General features: G+C 65.0%; 14 protein-coding genes and 1 tRNA gene. 6 read left to right on the forward strand and 9 right to left on the reverse strand.

Translation table 11 applies throughout. From position 1 onward, the window contains the following. Positions 1-9: 9 nt before the first annotated feature. The 6 genes from G5A46_RS16305 to G5A46_RS16330 all read right to left on the reverse strand — a co-directional run bounded on the left by G5A46_RS16305 (position 10) and on the right by G5A46_RS16330 (position 6,124). Positions 10-1,794 carry a peptidoglycan D,D-transpeptidase FtsI family protein gene (locus G5A46_RS16305; RefSeq protein ID WP_163851096.1) on the reverse strand — a complete coding sequence of 595 codons (1,785 nt, stop codon included), beginning with the start codon at positions 1,792-1,794 and terminating at the stop codon, positions 10-12. After that, positions 1,791-2,165 carry a cell division protein FtsL gene (ftsL, locus tag G5A46_RS16310; RefSeq protein WP_239521023.1) on the reverse strand — a complete coding sequence of 125 codons (375 nt, stop codon included), beginning with the start codon at positions 2,163-2,165 and terminating at the stop codon, positions 1,791-1,793. The genes G5A46_RS16305 and ftsL overlap by 4 nt, the downstream gene beginning before the upstream one ends. Further along, entirely contained in the window at positions 2,162-3,154 is a 993-nt protein-coding gene (gene rsmH, locus G5A46_RS16315; protein ID WP_163851098.1) for a 16S rRNA (cytosine(1402)-N(4))-methyltransferase RsmH, read from the reverse strand. Before rsmH ends, ftsL begins: the two co-directional genes overlap by 4 nt. Before the next feature lie 3 nt (positions 3,155-3,157). Further along, positions 3,158-3,646 (reverse strand): division/cell wall cluster transcriptional repressor MraZ, encoded by a 489-nt coding sequence (locus tag G5A46_RS16320; protein ID WP_239521024.1) that lies wholly within the window; start codon positions 3,644-3,646, stop codon positions 3,158-3,160. Between the two features lie 897 nt (positions 3,647-4,543). Beyond that, positions 4,544-4,999: a GNAT family N-acetyltransferase gene (locus tag G5A46_RS16325; protein WP_163851102.1), complete on the reverse strand. Its 456-nt coding sequence runs from the start codon at positions 4,997-4,999 to the stop codon at positions 4,544-4,546. A 3-nt stretch (positions 5,000-5,002) separates the two neighbouring features. Beyond that, on the reverse strand, positions 5,003-6,124 hold the full coding sequence (locus tag G5A46_RS16330) for an Mrp/NBP35 family ATP-binding protein (RefSeq protein WP_163851104.1): 1,122 nt from the start codon (positions 6,122-6,124) through the stop codon (positions 5,003-5,005). A gap of 253 nt (positions 6,125-6,377) precedes the next feature. On the opposite strand from G5A46_RS16330, the gene G5A46_RS16335 reads away from it, so the two are divergent. Continuing rightward, entirely contained in the window at positions 6,378-6,596 is a 219-nt protein-coding gene (locus G5A46_RS16335; RefSeq protein WP_163851106.1) for a DUF1127 domain-containing protein, read from the forward strand. Between the two features lie 743 nt (positions 6,597-7,339). Here the strand turns inward: G5A46_RS16335 and G5A46_RS16340 are convergent. Continuing rightward, positions 7,340-9,754 carry an ATP-dependent helicase gene (locus G5A46_RS16340; protein WP_163851108.1) on the reverse strand — a complete coding sequence of 805 codons (2,415 nt, stop codon included), beginning with the start codon at positions 9,752-9,754 and terminating at the stop codon, positions 7,340-7,342. Between the two features lie 130 nt (positions 9,755-9,884). Here G5A46_RS16340 and G5A46_RS16345 point away from each other — a divergent pair, with 130 nt between their 5' ends. The 3 genes from G5A46_RS16345 (at position 9,885) to G5A46_RS16355 (ending at position 15,863) form a co-directional block, all read left to right on the forward strand. After that, positions 9,885-11,015, forward strand: a complete 1,131-nt coding sequence (locus G5A46_RS16345; RefSeq protein WP_163851110.1) for an alpha-hydroxy acid oxidase — start codon at positions 9,885-9,887, stop codon at positions 11,013-11,015. A 250-nt stretch (positions 11,016-11,265) separates the two neighbouring features. Then, the gene (locus tag G5A46_RS16350) at positions 11,266-14,706 is read left to right on the forward strand and encodes a pyruvate carboxylase (protein ID WP_163851112.1); all 3,441 of its coding nucleotides are present in this window, start codon (positions 11,266-11,268) and stop codon (positions 14,704-14,706) included. Between the two features lie 278 nt (positions 14,707-14,984). Next, positions 14,985-15,863 (forward strand): hypothetical protein, encoded by an 879-nt coding sequence (locus tag G5A46_RS16355; RefSeq protein ID WP_163851114.1) that lies wholly within the window; start codon positions 14,985-14,987, stop codon positions 15,861-15,863. A 49-nt stretch (positions 15,864-15,912) separates the two neighbouring features. On the opposite strand, the gene G5A46_RS16360 is transcribed toward G5A46_RS16355, so the two are convergent. Continuing rightward, a complete protein-coding gene (locus tag G5A46_RS16360) occupies positions 15,913-16,818 on the reverse strand; it encodes a glycine reductase (protein WP_204318772.1) in 906 nt (301 codons plus the stop codon). Positions 16,819-16,969: 151 nt separating this feature from the next. Between G5A46_RS16360 and G5A46_RS16365 the strand changes: the two genes are divergently transcribed. Together G5A46_RS16365 and G5A46_RS16370 are read left to right on the forward strand one after the other, a co-directional pair. Continuing rightward, positions 16,970-17,707: a TerC family protein gene (locus G5A46_RS16365; protein ID WP_163851118.1), complete on the forward strand. Its 738-nt coding sequence runs from the start codon at positions 16,970-16,972 to the stop codon at positions 17,705-17,707. Between the two features lie 108 nt (positions 17,708-17,815). Beyond that, positions 17,816-17,890: transfer RNA gene (locus tag G5A46_RS16370), tRNA-Gly, on the forward strand. A gap of 316 nt (positions 17,891-18,206) precedes the next feature. On the opposite strand, the gene G5A46_RS16375 is transcribed toward G5A46_RS16370, so the two are convergent. Further along, positions 18,207-20,641, reverse strand: a 2,435-nt coding sequence (locus G5A46_RS16375) for a VCBS domain-containing protein (RefSeq protein WP_163851120.1), incomplete at its 5' end; no start/stop codon positions are given.

Below are 20,641 nucleotides of genomic sequence, written 5' to 3' on the forward strand. Positions count from 1 at the left end.
CTTTTCGGACTATTGCGTTGACAGCGTTATATCAAGCAACGGGGCGGGTTCAATCTGCGGACGCAATCCCAGCAGGGGCGCGACGCGGCGGATGACCTCGGCGGTGACGGGCACGGCGGTCCAGCCGGCGGTGCGGCGCGGCTTCGGGCCCGAAGTCTCCACCGGTTCATCCAGGGTCACCACCAGCACGTAGCGCGGATCATTGGCCGGGAACAACGTGGCGAAGGTGGCGATCACCTTTTCCTTGTAATACCCCCCCTGCGGGCGCGGCTTGTCGGCGGTGCCGGTCTTGCCCGCCACGGCGTAGCCCTTGACCTCACCCATTGACGCAGTGCCCTCCGTCACCACCAGACGCAGCATGTCGCGGGCGGCATCGGCGGCCTCGCGGGACATGACGCGCGGGCCTTTTTGCGGGGTCGTCTGTTTCAGCAGCGTGGGATAGACGCGGGTGCCGCCATTGGCGATCGTCGCATAGGCCGAGGCCAGGTGCAGCGGGCTGACCGAAATGCCGTGCCCGTAGGAGACGGTCATGGTCGTCAGCTCGGACCAGTTCTGCTGGATCAGCGGCGCGGCGCCCTTGGCCTCCACGATCTCCAGCGGGGTCGGCGAGAACAGGCCGAGGTTTTCAAGGAAGGCCTTCTGCCGGTCGATCCCGATCATCTGGGCCAGCCGAGCGGTGCCGATGTTGGAACTTTCCACGATGATCTTCTCGACGGTCAACTCGTTGCCATAGAAGTGGAAATCATTGATCCGATGACGGCCCCAGCGGATCGGGCCACGGGTGTCGATCTCCGTCTGGGGGCCGACCAGGCCCAGGTCCATGGCCTGCGCCGCCGCAAAGATCTTGAAGGTGGAGCCAAGTTCGTACACCCCCTGCACCGCGCGGTTGAACAGCGGACTGTCATCGGGATGGCCCGAGGTCGGCAGCGCGGGCCGGTCGTTGGGATCGAAATCGGGAAGGGACGCGATCGCGATCAGCTCTCCGGTTTTCACATCCATCAGGACGGCCGCCGCACCCTTGGCGTTCATCAGCTTCATCCCGCCATACAGCACCTGCTCCACCCCGGCTTGAATGGTCAGGTCCAGCGACAATTCCAGCGGGCGGGCGCCGTTCGCCGGATCGGTCAGGTAGGTGTCGTAGCGCTGTTCGATCCCGGCGCGTCCCTTGACCTCGGCCCAGTCGACGGCCTGCTGGCCGAAACCCGCGCCGCCCAGCACATGCGCGGCCAGCGGTCCGTTGGGATAGAGCCGCATCTCGCGACGGCCGAAGTAGAGGCCCGGCTCGCCGATTTCGTGCACGGCCTGCATCTGTTCGGGGCTGATATTCGTCTTGATCCACAAGAACTTGGACCGCCCGGTAAACCGCCGTTCCATCGTCGCGGCGTCCAGGTCGGGGAAAATCTGCGCCAATTCGCGCGCCGCATGGGCCGGATCGACCATCTCGTGCGGATGGGCATAAAGCGCGTGAGTTTCCAGGTTCGTGGCCAGGATATGCCCGCGCCGATCCAGAATGTCGGCGCGTTGCAGGGCGATCTGCGCACCGCTGGCACTGGCGCGCGGCTCTGCCGGTTCGGAACTGGCCAGCGCCCCCATACGCAGCCCCACCAGCGCAAAGGCAAAGGCGAAGACGAACAGCAGCACCAGGATACGGCTTTCGGCGCGGTAGCGGGCGGTGTCGCGCATCTCCTCGTGGCGCAGCCGCAGATTCTCCCGTTCGATCGCATCGGGGTTTTCACCCCGCGACCGCGCGTCAAGGATGCTGGCCAGCGGGCGCAGGGGGGTGCGGCGGCTCATGGTTGCTGCTCCGCCGCAGTCGCGGGCACCTGCCCCTGCGAGGAAACGGTGAACATCTGCTCAAAGCTCAGCTGCGGTTCGGGCGCGGGCGGGAATTCCACCTGATCGGCCTTGCCGAACTGGTCGGGCCGCAGCGGCAGCAGGCCCAGCCGGTCGAAATTCAGCTCGGCCAGTTCGCGCAGCCTGTCGGGCCGGTTCAGGTAGGCCCATTCCGCACGCAACACAGCCAGCCGCGAGCGTGCGGCGCCGATGTCACGCTGCAACTCCTCTGCCTGGGCCAGCGCGGCCTGGGTCTGGTAATTCTCCCGGTAGGCCCAGGCGGCCAGTGCCATCACGACACAGCCGATCACGACAAAGAAAAACCCTCTCATCTCCGGTGCCCCCTGATATCCGGCATGCCAAGCGCGGCCCGGTCCAACGGCCCGGTCGGCGCCTCTGTCCGCTGTCCCATCCGCAACCGCGCCGAGCGGGAGCGCGGATTACGGGCCAGTTCATCCGCGTCCGGCCCGATCCCCTTGCGGGTTTTCTGGGTAAAGCGCGGCGCGTCTTCCGCGACCTCGGGGGCATAGCGATTGGCCCGCCCGCCGCCGCCGCTGCGCATCTGAAAGAACCGTTTGACCATCCGATCCTCGATCGAGTGGAACGACACCACCGCCAGAACGCCACCGGGTTTCAGGACCCGCTCGGCCGCCAGAAGCCCCTGGGCCAGGGCGGCGAATTCATCGTTGACGGCAATGCGCAGCGCCTGGAAGGACCGGGTGGCGGAATGCGCCTGCCCCGGTTTCGGACGCGGCAGGCAGGAGGCGACGATTTCCGCCAGCCGGGCGGTCGTCTCGATCGGCGCCTCGGCGCGTGCCCGCAATATGGCCCGCGCGATCCGGCGCGAGGCGCGTTCCTCCCCGTAGCGAAAGAGGATATCGGCCAGTTCCCCCTCTTCGGCGGAATTCACGATATCTGCGGCGGTCGGCCCCTCCTGCGCCATGCGCATGTCCAGCGGCCCGTCGCGCAGAAAGGAGAAGCCGCGTTCGGCCAGGTCCAGCTGCATGGAAGAGACGCCAAGGTCCAGCACCACGCCGTCCACATCGGCGACGACCTCGTCCATGTCGGCGAAATTGATCTGGTGAACCTTCAGCCGGTCCCCAAGGGTCGCGCCCCATTCGGCGGCCATGGAAATTGCCAACGGATCGTGATCCAGTCCGACCACCTGGTCGGCTCCGGCCTGCAGCAGGCCGCGCGCATAGCTGCCCGCGCCCAGTGTCCCGTCCACCCAGACACCCGAAATGGGCGCCGCCGCGGCCAGCAGGGGCGTCAGAAGGACCGGGATATGCGGGGCATCCGCGTCGGGGGCTCCGCCTGCCATGCTCTACTCCGCTTCTCTGTCACCCAGGTCGATCTCGTCGAACAGGGTTTCGGGGTCGAAATCCGCACCTTCTTCGTCCAGCCATTGCGCGGCGATACGTTCGGAATGGGCGCGGTAGGTTTCGGGGTGCCAGATTTCGAAGGTCTTGCCGTTGCCGATGAAATAGGCCGTGCCGCCCGGCTCCACCCCGATCTTGCGGCGCAGCTTGGCCGGCAGGACGATGCGGCCGGTGTCATCGACGGACAATTCCTGCGACTGTCCCAGGAAGAACCGTTTCAGCGCGCGCGTCTTGGCGTGCGATCCGGGCATCCGGTCGATCTTGGCCTCTTTTTCGGCCATCGTCTCGACCGAATATCCTTCGAGGTTGTCCTTGAGGTGATCGCCGTAGACCACCACCATGGTGGGGTTGCGACCTTCGACCCAATCGGGATCCTGCTCTTCCAGGACGCGGCGAATGGAGCTGGGAACGGACACGCGACCTTTGCTGTCCACCTTAAGCTCTTCTTCACCTCTGAAACGCCTGACACGCAAGGTTCCGCTGGTCCCTGTCCCTCCCCCCTTGACGTGATTCGCCTCACGCGCAACCCTGAAACGGAAAACGGCGGGTAGGGGCATGCTGCCTTTGCCCTACCCGCCGTCCTCGTCCCGTTTCCGGGGTGTCCGACTGCGCGCGCCACCTGGGGGGATGTACTGCTCGCTCGCGCGCCGGATCTCTTGGTTCAGATGAAAGCGGTTGCCTGTATGATCACTGCCTTGGGAGGTGTCTTGAGGTCTGTCGCCTCGTTTTGTCCCGTCCTCATCTGTGCCTAATGATTGCCACGGGACTGGATGGGAAGCAAGCGCAAATCATGGGAAAGCCTGCCTAGATGTGGGATCAGCCGCCGCGCGAAACCTACAGATTGTGTGAAACGGGCGAAAAATACGGACAACCTAGCGGAGAAGGCCTCGCGCACCACTAGATGTGGTGCACCATTTCGGGGGCAGTTTTTCCCAAAGAGAGCGGCGTTTTTTCCGGCCCGACCCGATCCAGCGCGGCACAGCACGCGTGAAACAAGGGCAAACCGCCAGCCAATCGTCGCTGAGAGCCTGGAATCACGCAGCCGTGATTCGGATCACGACCCGATTCCGCCCGTTTCCAGCCGCGTCAGGTAAAATCACCGGAATCTTGGCCCCGTCGCGGACGGCAGATCGGCGGCGCGGCGGCAAAAACCGGCACCCGTCCCATCATTTCCCAAACGTCCCATGCTTTCCCGGACCAAGGCTTTGGGCTGCCTGCACTGACGGTTGCGACGGAATGCAGGTTCTGGCTCGGCCCGGCGGCGCCTGGTACCCGGAAAATCGGCGAAAACCGGGTGGGAGGTCATGGGACCGCCGGGTCCGCCCGGCGCGTCAGGGCCGGAACTCCATGTGCAGGCGCGGCAGAACGCGGTCCGGCACGCTGGCCGATGGTACTTCGCCAGCCAGCATCGCCCCCATCCGACGGTAGAACCCCGCCGCGCCAGGATCGGCCACGATGATCAACCGCCGCGCCCCGCCAGCCCGGACATGGGCGCAGGCCCAGTCGAACAATGCCCGCCCCACACCGCGCCCCATAGCGTCGGGATCGACGAAGCAACGCTCAAGCTCGGCCATATCGCCGGACAGGCTGATCTGCGCGAACCCAAGCAGGACGCCCTGCGCCTCTGCCAGCCGGGCGGGCCATCGGGCCAGGTCGTCAGGTGTGACGCGCAGTTCCTCCCGGAACCGCGCCATCATGCTGGCATCATATCCCCAATGCGCCTTGGACCGCAGGCACAGCGCAGTCAGCGCCGCCGCCTCGTGAACCTGAGGGCGGCGCAGATGCATGGGTCAAGCGACCCCGCCCTGGATCATCCGGTCGGCCAGCTGGGCATAGGCGTCGGCCGCGGGACTGTCCCCCGAGGCAATCGGCTGCCCGGCATCGCCGCCCAGGCGCGTGTCCAGATCCAGAGGTAGCGAGGCCAACAGCGGCGCGCCCAGCCGCTCGGCTTCCGCCGCAACGCCGCCATGGCCAAAGGGATGGGATTCGCCGCCGCAATGCGGACAGATGAAACTGGACATGTTCTCGATCAGCCCCATCACCGGCACCTTCAGGGTGTGGAACATGTCGATCGCCTTGCGCGCATCCAGCAGCGCCACGTCCTGCGGCGTGGACACCACGATGGCACCCGACAGGGCCGACCGCTGACCCAGTGTCAACTGAACGTCACCGGTGCCGGGCGGCAGGTCGATCAACAGGATGTCCAGCTCGCCCCAGGCAACCTGCCCCAGCAGCTGCTGCATCGCCCCCATCAGCATCGGCCCACGCCAGACGACGGCCTTGCCCTCCTCCATCATCGACCCGATGGACATGAAGGTGACGCCATGGGCGGTCAGCGGTTCGATAATCTTGCCGTCCGGGCTGGCGGCCCGCTTGGCGTTGCCCATCATGCGCGGCTGTGAGGGACCATAGATATCGGCATCCAGCAGCCCGACCCGTCGCCCGGCCCGCGCCAGCGCCACCGCCAGATTGGAGGACACGGTGGATTTCCCCACCCCGCCCTTGCCCGAGGCGATGGCGATCACGCTTTTCACGCCGGCGGGTTTCAACGGTTCGGTCTGCGGTTTCGGATGGCCGCCGATCTTCAGCGACGGCGCCGCCCCCTGCCCGGCCGCGCCCGCCGCTGCGCGACCCTGGGCAGGCCCCTGACCTTGACCGCCGGTCGGACCATGGGCGGTCAGAACGACACTGACATTCTCCACCCCCGGCAATTGCGCCACCAATTGCTGCGCCGCCTCGCGCAGCGGGGTCATCTGCTGGGCCAGTTCCGGGCTTGGCGCCTCGATCACAAAGCGGACGGTGCCGCCGTCCACCGATAGTGCGCGGATCATGTCGCGGGACACCGGGTTGCCGCCGTCGGGCAGGCTTAGCCGGGTCAGCGCCTCAAGGATGGTGTCGCGGGTCACAGCCATGTTCTGCATCCTTCAATCAACTGCCCCACACCTGCGCCTTTTTTTATTCTGCTGCAAGTACGCCCCCCGGCGCCCAAGAAATAGTCGTTTGTTTTCAGCGAACGTTAGGTCAGCCTCTCTTATGCATTCGCTGCATGGCAGCATTGAAGCATCGGCCATTGTGCAGATGCAGCATGAGGTTAAATTGGGATCAACAAGACGGACGGAGACGACAGCAAACGCTGCCCCGGACGTCACCGAAAGGAAGACGACGATGACGATGATGACCGACACCCACAGCGCCGCAGCCCCGCAGGCTGGCCTGTTCTCCCGTGCCTATGCCGCGATCGCAGACCGCCTGGCGCGCCGCGCCGTGTTCAACAAATGCATGGACGAGCTGGCGTCGCTCAGCAACCGCGAACTGGCCGACCTGGGCCTGCATCGTTCCATGATCCGCTCCATCGCCTACGAAGAGGCCTACGGAGCCAAGTAATTCGGATCAGCCGGCCCTCTCCTCCTCCCTGGGTCGTCTGTAACTGGCGGCGGTGTCTCTCCTCCTCCCTGACACCGTCGCTCCTATCCCCCGGAACCGGGGTCAAGGTTTCAAGAATTGTCGGCCCTCTCCTCCTCCCTGGGTCGATGATATCAGCGGCGGCGCCTCTCCTCCTCCCTGGCGCCGTCGCACCTAATCCCCCGGAACCGGGGTCAAGGTTTCAAGAATTGTCGGCCCTCTCCTCCTCCCTGTGTCGATGATATCAGCGGCGGCGCCTCTCCTCCTCCCTGGCGCCGTCGCACCTAATCCCCCGGAACCGGGGTCAAGGTTTCAAGAATTGTCGGCCCTCTCCTCCTCCCTGGGTCGATGATATCAGCGGCGGCGCCTCTCCTCCTCCCTGGCGCCGTCGCACCTAATCCCCCGGAACCGGGGTCAAGGTTTCAAGAATTGTCGGCCCTCTCCTCCTCCCTGGGTCGGCGATATCAGCCGGCAGCGCCTCTCCTCCTCCCTGGCGCTGTCGGCATAAAATTCGGATCGGCTGCCTCTCCTCCTCCCTCGGTGGCCGTAAGCAGAACGGCGGCGCCTCTCCTCCTCCCTGGCGCCGCCGTTTCTCTTTTCCGGGCCCTTTCCTGAACAGATCCAGCCGAAACTGGCGCGACAGCAAAAAGGGGGCACAGCGGCCCCCTTTCTCTTTCCGTGGAATTTGCATGACCCGGTCCAGCAGAAGCGCCACCGGATTGGAATCAGAACGGCACGTCGTCGGCGCCCATGATGAATTTCGCCACGACTTTCTTCACTCCGGCCTTTTCGAAATCCACCGAAAGCTTGTCCCCCTCGATCGCGGCGATGGCGCCGTAGCCGAATTTCTGGTGGAACACCCGGTCTCCCACGGTGTAGGCGCTGACCGCATCCAGATCGATCACCGGCGCGCGGCTTTCGCGGGGCTGCGCGATGGGGCGCTGGCCGGCGCGGGCCTGCATTCGGCGCCAACCGGGCGAATTGTAGACATTCGCCTCTGCCGCGCGGTCGTGCAGGTTGGATTGCGGCGCCGCAGCCGCGCCATATCCACCGCCATACAGGCCCGGCGGCGTCAGCACATCGACATGGTCTTCCGGCAATTCATCGATGAAACGCGAGGGCAGCGCCGATTGCCATTGCCCGAAGACACGGCGATTCCCGGCAAATGAGATGGTGCACAGCTCCTCTGCCCGGGTGATGCCGACATAGGCCAGCCGCCGCTCCTCCTCCAGACCCTTCAGACCCGATTCGTCCATCGACCGTTGCGACGGGAACAGCCCGTCTTCCCAGCCCGGCAGGAAAACGGCGGGGAATTCCAACCCCTTGGCCGCGTGCAGCGTCATGATGGAGACCTTGGCCCCCTCCTGTTCACTCTCGTTGTCCATGATCAGGGAGACATGCTCAAGAAAGCCCTGAAGATTGTCGAAACTTTCCAGCGCCTTGATCAGCTCCTTCAGGTTTTCCAACCGGCCGGGGGCCTCCGGCGTCTTGTCGGCCTGCCACATTGCGGTGTAGCCCGATTCGTCCAGCATCACCTCAGCCAGCTCCATATGGGAGACGGCAGGCCGTGCGGGCGCCGAATCGTCCATGATCAGCGCATCCTCGTCCATTGGCTGCGGGGCGGCGGCCTGGGCGGTGGCGATCGGGTGCCAGCGGTCAATCTGTTCCACAAAGGCCGCCAGCCGGGCTGCGCCCTTTCCGGTCAACCCTTTGTCCTGCAAAAGAATTCGCGCGCCGTCCAACAGGGAGGTGCCGTGTTCGCGGGCGCACATCTGGATCTTCTGCTGGGCCTTGTCGCCCAGGCCGCGCTTGGGCGTGTTCACGATCCGCTCGAAGGCCAGGTCATCGCTGGGGCTGACCACCAGCCGGAAATAGGCCATGGCATCGCGAATTTCCAACCGCTCGTAGAAGCGCGGGCCGCCGATGACGCGGTACGGCAGGCCGATGGTCAGAAACCGATCCTCGAACGCGCGCATCTGGTGCGAGGCCCGAACCAGAATCGCCATCTCGTCCAGAGAGACGGGGCGGCCGCCACGGGTGCCGCGCTGCATCGCCTCGATCTCCTCGCCGATCCAGCGGGCTTCTTCCTCTCCGTCCCAATGGCCGATCAGGCGGACTTTCTCGCCGTCCTGCGCCTCGGTCCAGAGTTCCTTGCCCAGGCGCCCCTCATTGCCGCGAATGACGCCGCCGGCGGCGGCCAGGATATGCGCGGTCGATCGGTAATTCTGCTCCAGCCGGACCACCGTCGCACCGGGAAAATCCTTTTCGAACCGCAGGATGTTGCCCACCTCCGCGCCGCGCCAGCCATAGATCGACTGGTCGTCGTCGCCCACGCAGCAGATGTTCTTGTGCCCGCCCGCCAGCAGGCGCAGCCACAGGTACTGCGCCACGTTGGTATCCTGGTATTCGTCCACCAGGATATAGCGGAACCAGCGTTGGTACTGGTCCAACACGTCGGGATGGGTCTGGAAGATCGTGACCATATGCAGCAGCAGGTCGCCGAAATCGACGGCGTTCAGTTCCCGCAGGCGGCGCTGGTACTGATCGTACAGCTCGGTCCCGCGGTTGTTGTAGGCCGAGGCTTCCGCCGCTGGCACCTTCTCCGGGGTCCAGGCACGGTTCTTCCACTGGTCGATGATCCCCGAGAGCATCCGTGCGGGCCAACGTTTGTCGTCTATATTGCTAGCCGAAATCAACTGCTTGAGCAGGCGGATCTGGTCATCCGTGTCAAGGATGGTGAAGTTGGATTTCAGCCCCACGAGTTCGGCGTGGCGGCGCAGCAGCTTCACGCAGATGGCATGGAACGTCCCCAGCCAGGGCATGCCCTCCACCGTTTCGCCCAGCATCCGGCCCACCCGGTTTTTCATCTCCCGCGCGGCCTTGTTGGTGAAGGTCACGGCCAGGACTTCGTTCGGGCGGGCCGAACCGGTGGTCAGCAGATGTACGATCCGCGCGGTCAACGCCTTGGTCTTGCCGGTACCGGCGCCGGCCAGCATCAGCACCGGCCCTTCCAGGGCCTCGACCGCCTGGCGTTGCGCCGGGTTCAGATCGTCAAGATAGGGCGCGGGCCGCGCAGCCATGGCGCGGCGGCTCAGCGGGACTGCCGCCTCGAAGGCGTCGTCTTCGGAATAACTGCTCATGGGCGCAATCTATCCATTTCGGCCCCGAAGGGAAAGAGAGGTGTTCCCCTCCTGTTCACCCCATTCCCCCACACCCCACCCGGCTGCGCGGCGCCTTGCCATTTGCCGCGTTCTGCCCTCATCTGCGGGTATGAACATCGACTTCCGCTACCCGACCCTTTCGGACCTGCGTGCCCGCGCGCGCCGCCGCCTGCCGCATTTCGCCTGGGAATACCTGGACAGCGGCACCGGGGCCGAGACCGCAGTGCGCCGGTCGCGCGCCGCACTGGACGCCGTGATGTTGAAACCACGTACCCTGCGTGGCGCGGTCGTGCCGGACCTGACGACCCCGCTGATGGGGCGCAGCTATGACGCGCCCTTCGGCGTCTCGCCGGTGGGGATGACGGGACTGTTCTGGCCCGGCTCGGAACAGATGCTGGCGCGGATGGCGGCGCGGCGGAACCTGCCCTTTGGCCTTTCCACCGTCGCGGCCGCCGCGCCCGAGGACGTCGCCCCCCACATGGGCGATCAGGGCTGGTTCCAGCTTTATCCGCCCGAGGACATGGAGCAGAATTACGATCTGCTGCGCCGGGCCAAGGCAGCCGGGTTTCACACCCTGATCCTGACCGTCGACGTGCCGGGCAATTCGCGGCGCGAACGCTCGCGCCGGTCGGGATTGCAAACCCCGCCCCGCCTGACCCCGCGCATCGCGGCGCAATGCGCGCTGCGCCCGGCGTGGTCGCTGGCGACGCTGCGCGGCGGCATGCCGCGGGTGCGCGCGCTGGAGCGGTACAACGAAGGCACCCGCGCGGGCCAGATCGGCCTGGGCCGTCACCGCGCCCCCGATCCCGATTTCCTGGCCCGGATCCGCGATGCCTGGGATGGGCCGATGGTGGCCAAGGGCGTGTTGCTGCCGGACGAGGCGCTGATGCTGCGCGACAAGGGGATCGACGCGATCTGGGTGTCGAACCACGGCGGCCGCCAGTTCGACGCCGCGCCGGGATCGGCCACCGCCCTGCCTGCGATCCGCGCCGCTCTGGGCCCCGATGTACCGGTGATCTATGATGGCGCCGTGGCTTCCGGTCTGGACGTCCTGCGCGCCATCGCCCTGGGGGCGGATATGGTGATGCTGGGCCGGGGCTGGCTGTGGGGCACCGGTGCCCTGGGCGAACGTGGTGCCGATCACGTCGCCCATATTCTGGCCGAAGACATGAAAAGCGCGATGGTTCAGATGGCCATCACCCGCCCCGAAGAGGTACGCGAACTGCTCTGGGGGGAGTGAGCGCGGGACGGGCCCTGGCGGGCCGCAAAGGGGGGCGCGGCGCCTGCCCCGACGCGCCGTGCGGCTCCGTCAATGGCGGCGCGTTTCGCGACGGACGAAGCGGCTGCAAACCCTCGGACTTGGCCGGTCCAATGCGCTTTGCCAGCTTTGCAGTTCGCAGAGAGCACGCTTTGCAATTTGCAAAATCATCCTTGCGCTGCGGCGCGGCATCGCGTTTGCTCTGCGGAAATTTATGGAGAAGGGGAGCCCCATGCCCGAGTTCAGCAAGATCCTGGTCGCCAATCGCGGCGAAATCGCCATCCGCATCATGCGCGCCGCGAATGAAATGGGGAAGAAGACCGTCGCCGTCTATGCGGAGGAGGACAAGCTGGGCCTGCACAGGTTCAAGGCCGACGAAGCCTATCGCATCGGGGAGGGGCTGGGCCCCGTCGCCGCCTATCTGAGCATCGAGGAAATCATCCGCGTGGCACAGATGTCGGGCGCCGATGCGATCCATCCCGGCTATGGCCTGCTGTCGGAAAACCCCGATTTCGTCGACGCCTGCGACGCCGCCGGCATCACCTTCATCGGGCCGAAGGCCGAAACGATGCGCGCCCTGGGCGACAAGGCCAGCGCCCGCAAGGTCGCCATCGCGGCCGGCGTGCCCGTCATCCCTGCCACCGAGGTTCTGGGCGACGACATGGAGGCCATCGCCCGCGAGGCCGAAACGGTCGGCTACCCGCTGATGTTGAAGGCCAGCTGGGGCGGCGGCGGACGCGGGATGCGCCCCATCGTCGGGCCGGAGGAACTGAAGGAAAAGGTGCTGGAAGGCCGGCGGGAGGCCGAAGCCGCATTCGGCAATGGCGAGGGCTACCTGGAGAAGATGATCACCCGCGCCCGACACGTCGAGGTGCAGATCCTGGGCGACACGCAGGGCAACATCTACCACCTGTACGAGCGCGACTGCTCAGTCCAGCGGCGCAACCAGAAGGTGGTGGAGCGTGCGCCGGCGCCCTACCTGTCCGAAGCGCAACGCGAGGAAATCTGCGAGTTGGGCCGCAAGATCTGCGCCCATGTGAACTATGAATGCGCCGGCACCGTCGAATTCCTGATGGATATGGAGACGGGCAAGTTCTACTTCATCGAGGTGAACCCTCGCGTGCAGGTCGAACATACCGTGACGGAGGAAGTCACCGGCATCGACATCGTTCAGGCGCAGATCCTGATCGCCGAGGGCAAATCCCTGGCGGAGGCCACCGGCAAGGCCAGCCAATATGACGTCCGCCTGACCGGCCACGCCTTGCAGACCCGGATTACCACCGAAGACCCGACCAACAATTTCATCCCCGATTACGGTCGCATCACCGCCTACCGCTCGGCCACCGGGATGGGCATCCGGCTGGACGGCGGCACCGCCTATGCCGGCGGGGTGATCACCCGGTTCTACGACAGCCTTCTGGTCAAGGTGACGGCCAAGGCGCCCACCCCCGAACAGGCGATCCGCCGCATGGACCGGGCGCTGCGCGAGTTCCGCATCCGGGGCGTCAGCACCAATATCGACTTCGTCATCAACCTGTTGAAACACCCGACATTCCTGGCCAACCAATACACGACCAAATTCATCGACACGACGCCAGAGTTGTTCGACTTCAAGACCCGCCGCGATCGGGGCACCAAGGTTCTGACCTATATCGCCGACATCACCGTCAACGGCCATCCCGAGACGGCCGGCACACCGCACCTGCCTGCCAGCGTCGGCACGCCCAAGGCCCCGGCCTCCAGCGGAACGCCGCCGGCCGGCACCCGCAACATGTTGGACGAAAAGGGGCCGCAGGCCGTGGCCGACTGGATGCTGGCGCAGGACCGGTTGCTGATCACCGACACCACGATGCGCGACGGTCACCAATCTCTGCTGGCAACGCGGATGCGCTCGCTGGACATGGTGCGCGCCGCGCCCGCCTATGCCGCCCACCTGCCGGAACTCTTCTCCGTCGAATGCTGGGGGGGCGCGACCTTCGACGTGGCCTTCCGTTTCTTGCAGGAAGATCCCTGGCAACGGCTGCGCGACATCCGCGCGGGCATGCCCAATATCCTGACCCAGATGCTGCTGCGCGGCTCCAACGGGGTGGGCTATACCAACTATCCCGACAACGTGGTGCAGTCCTTTGTCCGCCAGGCGGCCGAAACGGGCGTCGATGTCTTCCGCGTCTTCGACAGCCTGAACTGGGTGGAGAACATGCGCGTCGCCATGGATGCGGTGGTGGAGGCCGGCAAGATCTGCGAAGGCACCGTCTGTTACACCGGCAATATCCTGGACCCGGACCGCGCCAAATATGACCTGAAATACTACGTTGCCATGGCCAGGGAGCTGCGCGACGCCGGCGCCCATGTGCTGGGACTGAAGGACATGGCGGGCCTGCTGAAACCGGCGGCGGCGCGCGTATTGGTCAAGGCGCTGAAGGAAGAGGTCGGCCTGCCGATCCACTTCCACACGCATGATACATCAGGCATCGCGGGGGCAACGATCCTGGCCGCGGCCGAGGCCGGGGTGGATGCCGCCGATTGCGCCATGGATGCGCTGTCGGGCAATACCTCGCAACCGACCATGGGCTCCATCGTCGAAGCACTGGCGCGCACCGACCGCGACACCGGGCTGGACGTGGCCACCGTGCGCCGCCTGTCGGATTACTGGGAGGCCGTGCGCGCGCAATACAGCGCCTTCGAAAGCGGTCTTCAGGCGCCTGCTTCGGAGGTCTATCTGCACGAGATGCCGGGCGGGCAGTTCACCAACCTCAAGGCGCAGGCCAAGTCGATGGGGCTGGACGAACGTTGGCACGAGGTCGCCAAGATGTATGCCGATGTGAACCAGATGTTCGGCGATATCGTGAAGGTCACGCCCTCTTCCAAGGTGGTGGGCGACATGGCGCTGATGATGGTCAGCCAGGGCCTGACCCGGGCCGATGTGGAGGATCCGGGCAAGGACGTCAGCTTTCCCGACTCGGTGATCGACATGATGCGCGGCAACCTGGGTCAGCCGCCGGGCGGGTTCCCCCCCGCGCTGGTAAAGAAGATCCTGAAGGGAGAGGCGCCCAACACCGACCGGCCCGGCGCGCATCTGCCGCCCGTGGATCTGGAGGCCAAGCGCGCCGAGATCAGCGCCGCCCTGAACGGGGCTGAAATCGACGACGAGGATCTGAACTCCTACCTCATGTATCCCAAGGTTTTCACCGAATACGCCCAGCGGCACGAGGTCTACGGCCCGGTGCGCACCCTGCCGACGCGCACGTTCTTCTACGGGATGGAGCCGGAAGAGGAGATCACCGCCGAGATCGACCCCGGCAAGACGCTGGAGATCCGTCTGGTCACGGTGGGCGAAACCCAGGATGACGGCGAGGTTCGGGTGTTCTTCGAGCTGAACGGCCAGCCGCGCACGATCCGTGTGCCCGACCGCAAGGCCACCGGCGGCGCCGCCGCACGGGTAAAGGCCGACCCGACCAACCCCGACCACCTGGCCGCGCCGATGCCCGGCGTCGTCGCCTCCATCGGGGTCAGCGCAGGCCAGAAGGTGACCGAGGGCGACCTGCTGCTGACCATCGAGGCGATGAAGATGGAAACCGGCCTGCACGCCGAACGCGACGCGGTGATCAAGGCGGTGCACGTCACCCCCGGCGCCCAGATCGACGCCAAGGATCTGCTGATCGAGTTCGAATGACACCAGCGGCGGAGGGGCTGCCCCTTCGCCGTATTGTGCGAGGGGATGCAGGTGTGTTCGGGGAGAGAGGAAGGGGGCCATTGGCCCCCTTTTCGCATTGATGGCAGCAAAGGGGATGACTTGCGAAGAATTGGGTGCAAGACTTGCCGGCATTGAAAACAGCTATTTGGAACGGGTGCCGCCGAAATTTTTCTACAATGAAATTTCGAAGCGGCATTCGAATATGAATGCGAACACCAGATCAGAATGGTTCCCCTACGCTCGGGTCTGCCTTTGGCATGATTGTCGTGCTGCTCCTCGCGACCGTTGTCATCTACGGTATCGGCCTAACCAACGGGGTGGATATTGGCCGCGAAGAGGTTGGTTTCCACACGCCCTACGCGCAGGTCAATGAACGTGAATTGGCCCGTTGCAATCAATTGGAGGGAACAGCTCGGGATGCCTGCATCATCACAGCAATGAGAGCCTCGCAACACCGCGACTTCTCGTTCGAGAATTTGCTTGTCCAGAGAGACATGTCGAAATGGACACTCTGGATGCTGATTGTATCGGCCGGGATGTTGGTGACTGCGGTGCTGGGTACCATCGGAATCCTCGGGACCTTGATCGAAACAAGGAAGGCCGTTCGTACAGCTCAGGACGCCAATGCATCTGCCCGCGAAGCGGTGGGCGTTACGCAAACGATCGGAGAGGCGCAAACCCGCGCCTACGTTTCCGTGAGGCAGCTAATCGCTATGCCTATACCTGACAGCACCGGAACCCGGTTGATTGTGGAAATCCAGAATACCGGGGCCACGCCCGCACGCGGGCTGGAGTTAATCATCCTAGGAAAACGCGTCGCAAGCTATGCGAAAAAACAAGTTTCCTTCCGCGATCAACCCCCTACACTCAAAAATACCGATTTGGGCGCTGGTTCGACACCCAAGACTTATTTTCGCGATTATCCTGATCTTTCGCATCAAGAAATCATGTTGACCAAAGACCAAGACGCTCACAAATTGTTCTGCTTCGTCTATATCAAGTATTTTGATGTCTTTGACCCGAAACGCGAGCGTGTTCGGAGAACGATTGCAAGCGCACAATATGACGGAGGTCACTTCGTCCATAACGGTGTGTTGGCCATGAACGATTGCGAGCGCGGCAACCGGAGTACTTAGGAACGGCTTTCAGGCTTCCTATTCAACCGGCACTTGGCGCACGGCATGGTCAGCCGCCCTCCCGCGTTTTGCGCGCGATGTCCCGGTCGGCATGGGCTTTTTCGCGGGCGGCGGCGAGGGTTTCGGGGCTGGTGGTGGCGACGTTGGAATAGTCGCGTTTCCACTGGTCATCCACGGCCCAGCGTTGCGGGTTCACGCGGGTGGTGCGGGGGCCTGTGGCCTCCTCCAGCAGCGACAGCGCCAGATCCAGCGTTTCGGCCTGCGAGACGGGATCGAAGGGGCGTCCGGCGGCATTGCCCAGGGGGAAATCGCTGAACAGGAAGCGCGGGACGCCGCAATGTTCCACCACGTCGCGGGCGCAGCCCAGGATGACCGTGGGAATGCCTGCCGCTTCAAGATGGCGGGCGGCCAGGGCGCAGGATTGATGGCAGACCGGACAATTGGCGACAAACAGCGCCACATCCGCCCCGTCGGCGCGACAGCGGCGCAGCAGCTCGGGCGCGTCGATCTCCTGTGTGTGGCGCTGGCTGCGGTTGGTGGGCAGGCCGTGGAACCGCGGCGCCAACCGGCCGATGCGGCGCCCTTCGACGGCGCGCAGGGCAGGCAGCGGAAACCAGCAGCCGGGATCCTCCATCGTGGTATGCACCCTGTCGATCGCCACGTGAGAGATCCGCAGATCATGATCGCGCCGCACATCTCCGGAATAGACCTGATAGAACTTTGCCGCCGCATTATAGGGCGCGCCGGGCCCCTGGGGCCCCTTGTCGGGCTGATAGGGCGCGGCGGTGGTGACCAGCGCCACCGACAGCCGGTCCAGCGGTCCGGGCAATGGCGCAAAGGGCACCGCGTCGAACTGCGCCCATTCATACGGATTGTCGAACCCCAGGGCGAGGTACCAATCCCGTGTGCGGGCCATGTAGGGCACCGGCGGCTGCCATCTGTCGCGCGTGTCCATCTTTCCCCCCATCGTGCCCTTTCAGGCCCTGCCCGATCCGCTAGAATTTTCCGCATCCCCCGGCGCGCGCGGCGCGGCGCGACTGGACTTGGCCCCGGTGCATCTTACCTGACATGCGATCCATGTCGCCAGCAAAGGGCACGAGACCCCGATGATAGAGCTTTTGCAAGACCCGGCCGTTTGGGCCTCCTTTCTCACCCTGACGGTGCTGGAGATCGTCCTGGGGGTCGATAACGTCATCTTCATCTCCATCACCGCCGCGCGCCTGCCGGAACATCAACGCCGCACCGCGCGGTTGATCGGCCTGTCGCTGGCGCTGGTGATGCGCATCCTGCTGCTGCTGTCGATCGCCTGGATCATCGGGCTGACCGCGCCGGTCTTCAGCCTGGGCGATCACCCGGTATCATGGCGCGACATCATCCTGCTGGCCGGCGGGCTGTTCCTGATCTGGAAGGCCGCGACCGAGATTTTCGACGAAGTCGAAGGCGAGGAGGACGGTGCCGGGGCCGTCCGCGCCACGCTGGCCTCGGTGATCGTGCAGATCGTCATTCTGGATCTTGTCTTCTCGCTCGACAGCGTGATCACCGCCGTCGGCATCGCCGATCATATCGAGGTGATGGTCGCCGCCGTCGTCGTGGCCATCGCGATCATGATGATCGCCGCCGAGCCGATCGCCGGTTTCGTGGAGGCCCATCCCTCGACCAAGATGCTGGCGCTGGCCTTTCTGGTGATGGTCGGCATGGCGCTGATGGCGGATGGTTTCGGCGTGCATGTCGAACGTGGCTTCATCTACGCGGCGATGGTCTTTGCCGGGGCGGTGGAAGGGTTGAACCTGCTGCGTTCCGGTCGGCGAAAGCGGCGTGCCCCGCCGGAGGATACGCCGCTGTGATCCGACCTGGCAGGGTGACGGGGCGTGAGGCAAATTCTTTGCGCCAACCTGCGTTTTTCCCCTTGCAGCCCCCCGCGCTTCTTTATACATCCTGCCTCACCAAACGGGGCGGGCGTAGCTCAGGGGTAGAGCATTACCTTGCCAAGGTAAGGGTCGAGAGTTCGAATCTCTTCGCCCGCTCCAATTTCTCCTTTCCGGAGAATGTTTGGTTCGACAGGGTCGCCTTCGGGCGGCCCTTCGTCGTTTGAGGGCCGTCGTATGACAGCTTTGGCGTTGATTGTACCTGCTGCCTGAGGCTCCCGCTTGCGGGGGCCATGCCTTATCTGTCACGATGACTGAGGCGCTCTCGTCCAGAGGCCGATGGCACCCGTTTTGAGCGAAGGCTTGGCCATCACCATCCGTGCCACACCCGCACCGTGGCGGTGAGCGGAGGTCTGCGATCACGTTCCGGCCCGACAGCTCCCGCTAATGCCGCTGTTGCACATCCCCGCGCTCTCCATCACGAGGTCACGACCGCCGAGACCGCGATGTCCTGATCGACACCAACCGCCGCCAGGACAGTGCCGCTGCCGCCGATGTAATGATAGATCGCCAACAGGTTGCCCTGATCGTCGGTCACCGTCGCGGGGCCGGATTGCGCGGCGACAAAGCTGCCGCCGTCGCCCATCAGGGTCAGGCTGTCGCCCACGTCGCCCAGGATCCGCAGGTTCTGCGCCGCCCCGTTCTGCGCCAGGATATCCGCCGCATCCGCGCCATTCGTGCCCGAGAGGTTGAAGATGTCGCTCATGGTCATGGTGCCACTGTCGGTCACGGCGTTGGTCAGGTCCAGAACCTCGACATTCGTGGCCGCGACCCGCTCCAGCAGCCCGCTGGCAACGTCGCCGCCATACATTGCGTGCAGCACGTCGTAGCCCGCCCCCGCGTCCAGCACCTCGATGCCGGGGCCGTCCAGATCGCCCAGAGCATCCAGCCGGATCAGGTCGTCGCCGCTACCGGTTTCGATCCGGTCCGTGCCCGCGCCGCCGATCACCGTGTCATTGCCCGCGCCCGACAGGATCGTGTCATTGCCTGCGCCACCCGACAGCAGATCGTCACCATCATAACCCAGCAGCACGTCATCCCCCGACAGACCCCGGATGTCATCCGCCAGGTCACTGCCCAGGTAGAGGTCATGGCCCGCGCTCAGATCCGTATCCACCGCGACGTCGCGCTTGGAGACCGATTCGCCCGCCGTCAGCGTCACCCGGTTCGCATTGTCCGAGGCATCGCCGTCGAAATCGAACGTCGCCTGGGTGGTGAACAGGTTCGCCTCTCCCAACAGGTCGGCGATGCCCTGGATCTGCGCCAGGTCCAGCGTGTAGGACAGCCCGTCGTTGGACAGGATCGGGCTGGTTTCGGTCACGATATCCGCATGGTTGACCCCGTCCGCCATCAAGGACAGCGAGAATTCCACCAGCGCCGCCGCAAACAGAGGCGATGCGGCAAAGGCATCCGTCAAATCGCTGGCCGCCGTCACCTGGGTCGATCCGGGCGGCGTTTCAAACGTGTCGAGATTGGTGGAATTATAGCCCGATCCGATGCCGAACGCCTCGATCAGAACACCCTGCCCGTTGATCTCCAGCGTTTTCAGATCGTCGCGCGCGCCCTGCCAGACACTGGTCGTGTCCGAGGGCTGCCCGTCGGTGATGAAATACAGGATATTGGTGTCCGCCAGCGTCGTCTCGCCGCCGTCATCATCGGTAAAGAACGCCTTGGCCGTGTTCAGCGGATCGGCCCAATAGGTGCCGCCGCCCTGGTAATCGTCCTTGAACCCCTGGTAATCGGACGCGCCCAGCCCGCCGGTGGTGTCCGGGTTGAAGTCCTGAAGATCGTAGACCGGGTAGCTGATCACCGAGCTCGAATAGGGGACCAACAGCACTTCCACCTCGGTGGCGGAGCCTTCGAACTGCCGGGCCAGCGCCTCCAGCGCGCCGACCACGGCGTCGATCTGAAGGTCATAGCTGCTTTGCCCGATGGAGCCGGACCCATCCATCGCGATCGCCAGCCGGATTTTCGCGCCGTCAACCTCGCTCACGTCGATATCGACGAACCCGGCCGGGTTGCCATTCGCCGGTTCCGTGTTGAACCCGATGCTGACCGCTCCGCCGCCGCCGCCCTGGGCCTGCGCATTATCGAAATAGACCTGAACGGTGGCGACATCCGTCGCGCCCTGCCCGTCCGTCACCCGGTAATCGAATTCGTAAAGGCCCGAACTCGTGCTGCCGTCCGGGGTCAGGCGAAAGCTGTCGCCATCCACGATCTGGACGAAGCCCGGCGCATCCAGCAGTGCAAAGCTCAGATCCTCGCCCAGATCCGGGTCCCGCACCCGGAACGCGGTATCCGTGGTCTCGCCCAGCGGGGCGACGACGATATCGTCCAGCGCCACGGGCGCGTCATTCGCCCCGGTCAGAGTGATGGTCACCGTCTCCGTCGCCGTGGCGCCGCCGCTGTCGGTAACGGTCAGGGTATAGGTCTCCGTCGCCGTGGCGCCCTGAGCCAGGCTGTCGGCCTCCGCGCCCGGCGTATAGGTCCAGGCGCCCGCATCGGTGACCGCGAAACTGCCCAGAACGCCCAGCGCCGTCCCGGACCAGGTCAGCGTGTCACCCTCCGGGTCGCTGGCCTGCCCCTGGCCCGAGACAGGCCCGTCATCCTCCCCCAGCGCACCGGTAAGGGTGCTGGGGGCCAGCACCTCGGGCGCGTCATTGGTGCCGGTGATCGTGATTGTCACGGCTTGCGTGGTCCCGTCCGCCGTCGTCGCGGTGAAGCTGTCGGAGAGGGTTTCGCCCTGCCCCAGCGCATTGACCGTCGCGCTGTTGCCGAGGACATAGCTCCAGTTGCCATCCGTCCCGATCTGGTAGCTGCCATGGGTCGCCTGCCCGCTGGCGCTCTGCCAAA

This window comes from Pseudooceanicola aestuarii (assembly GCF_010614805.1).
GTDB classification, from domain to species: Bacteria; Pseudomonadota; Alphaproteobacteria; order Rhodobacterales; family Rhodobacteraceae; genus Pseudooceanicola; species Pseudooceanicola aestuarii.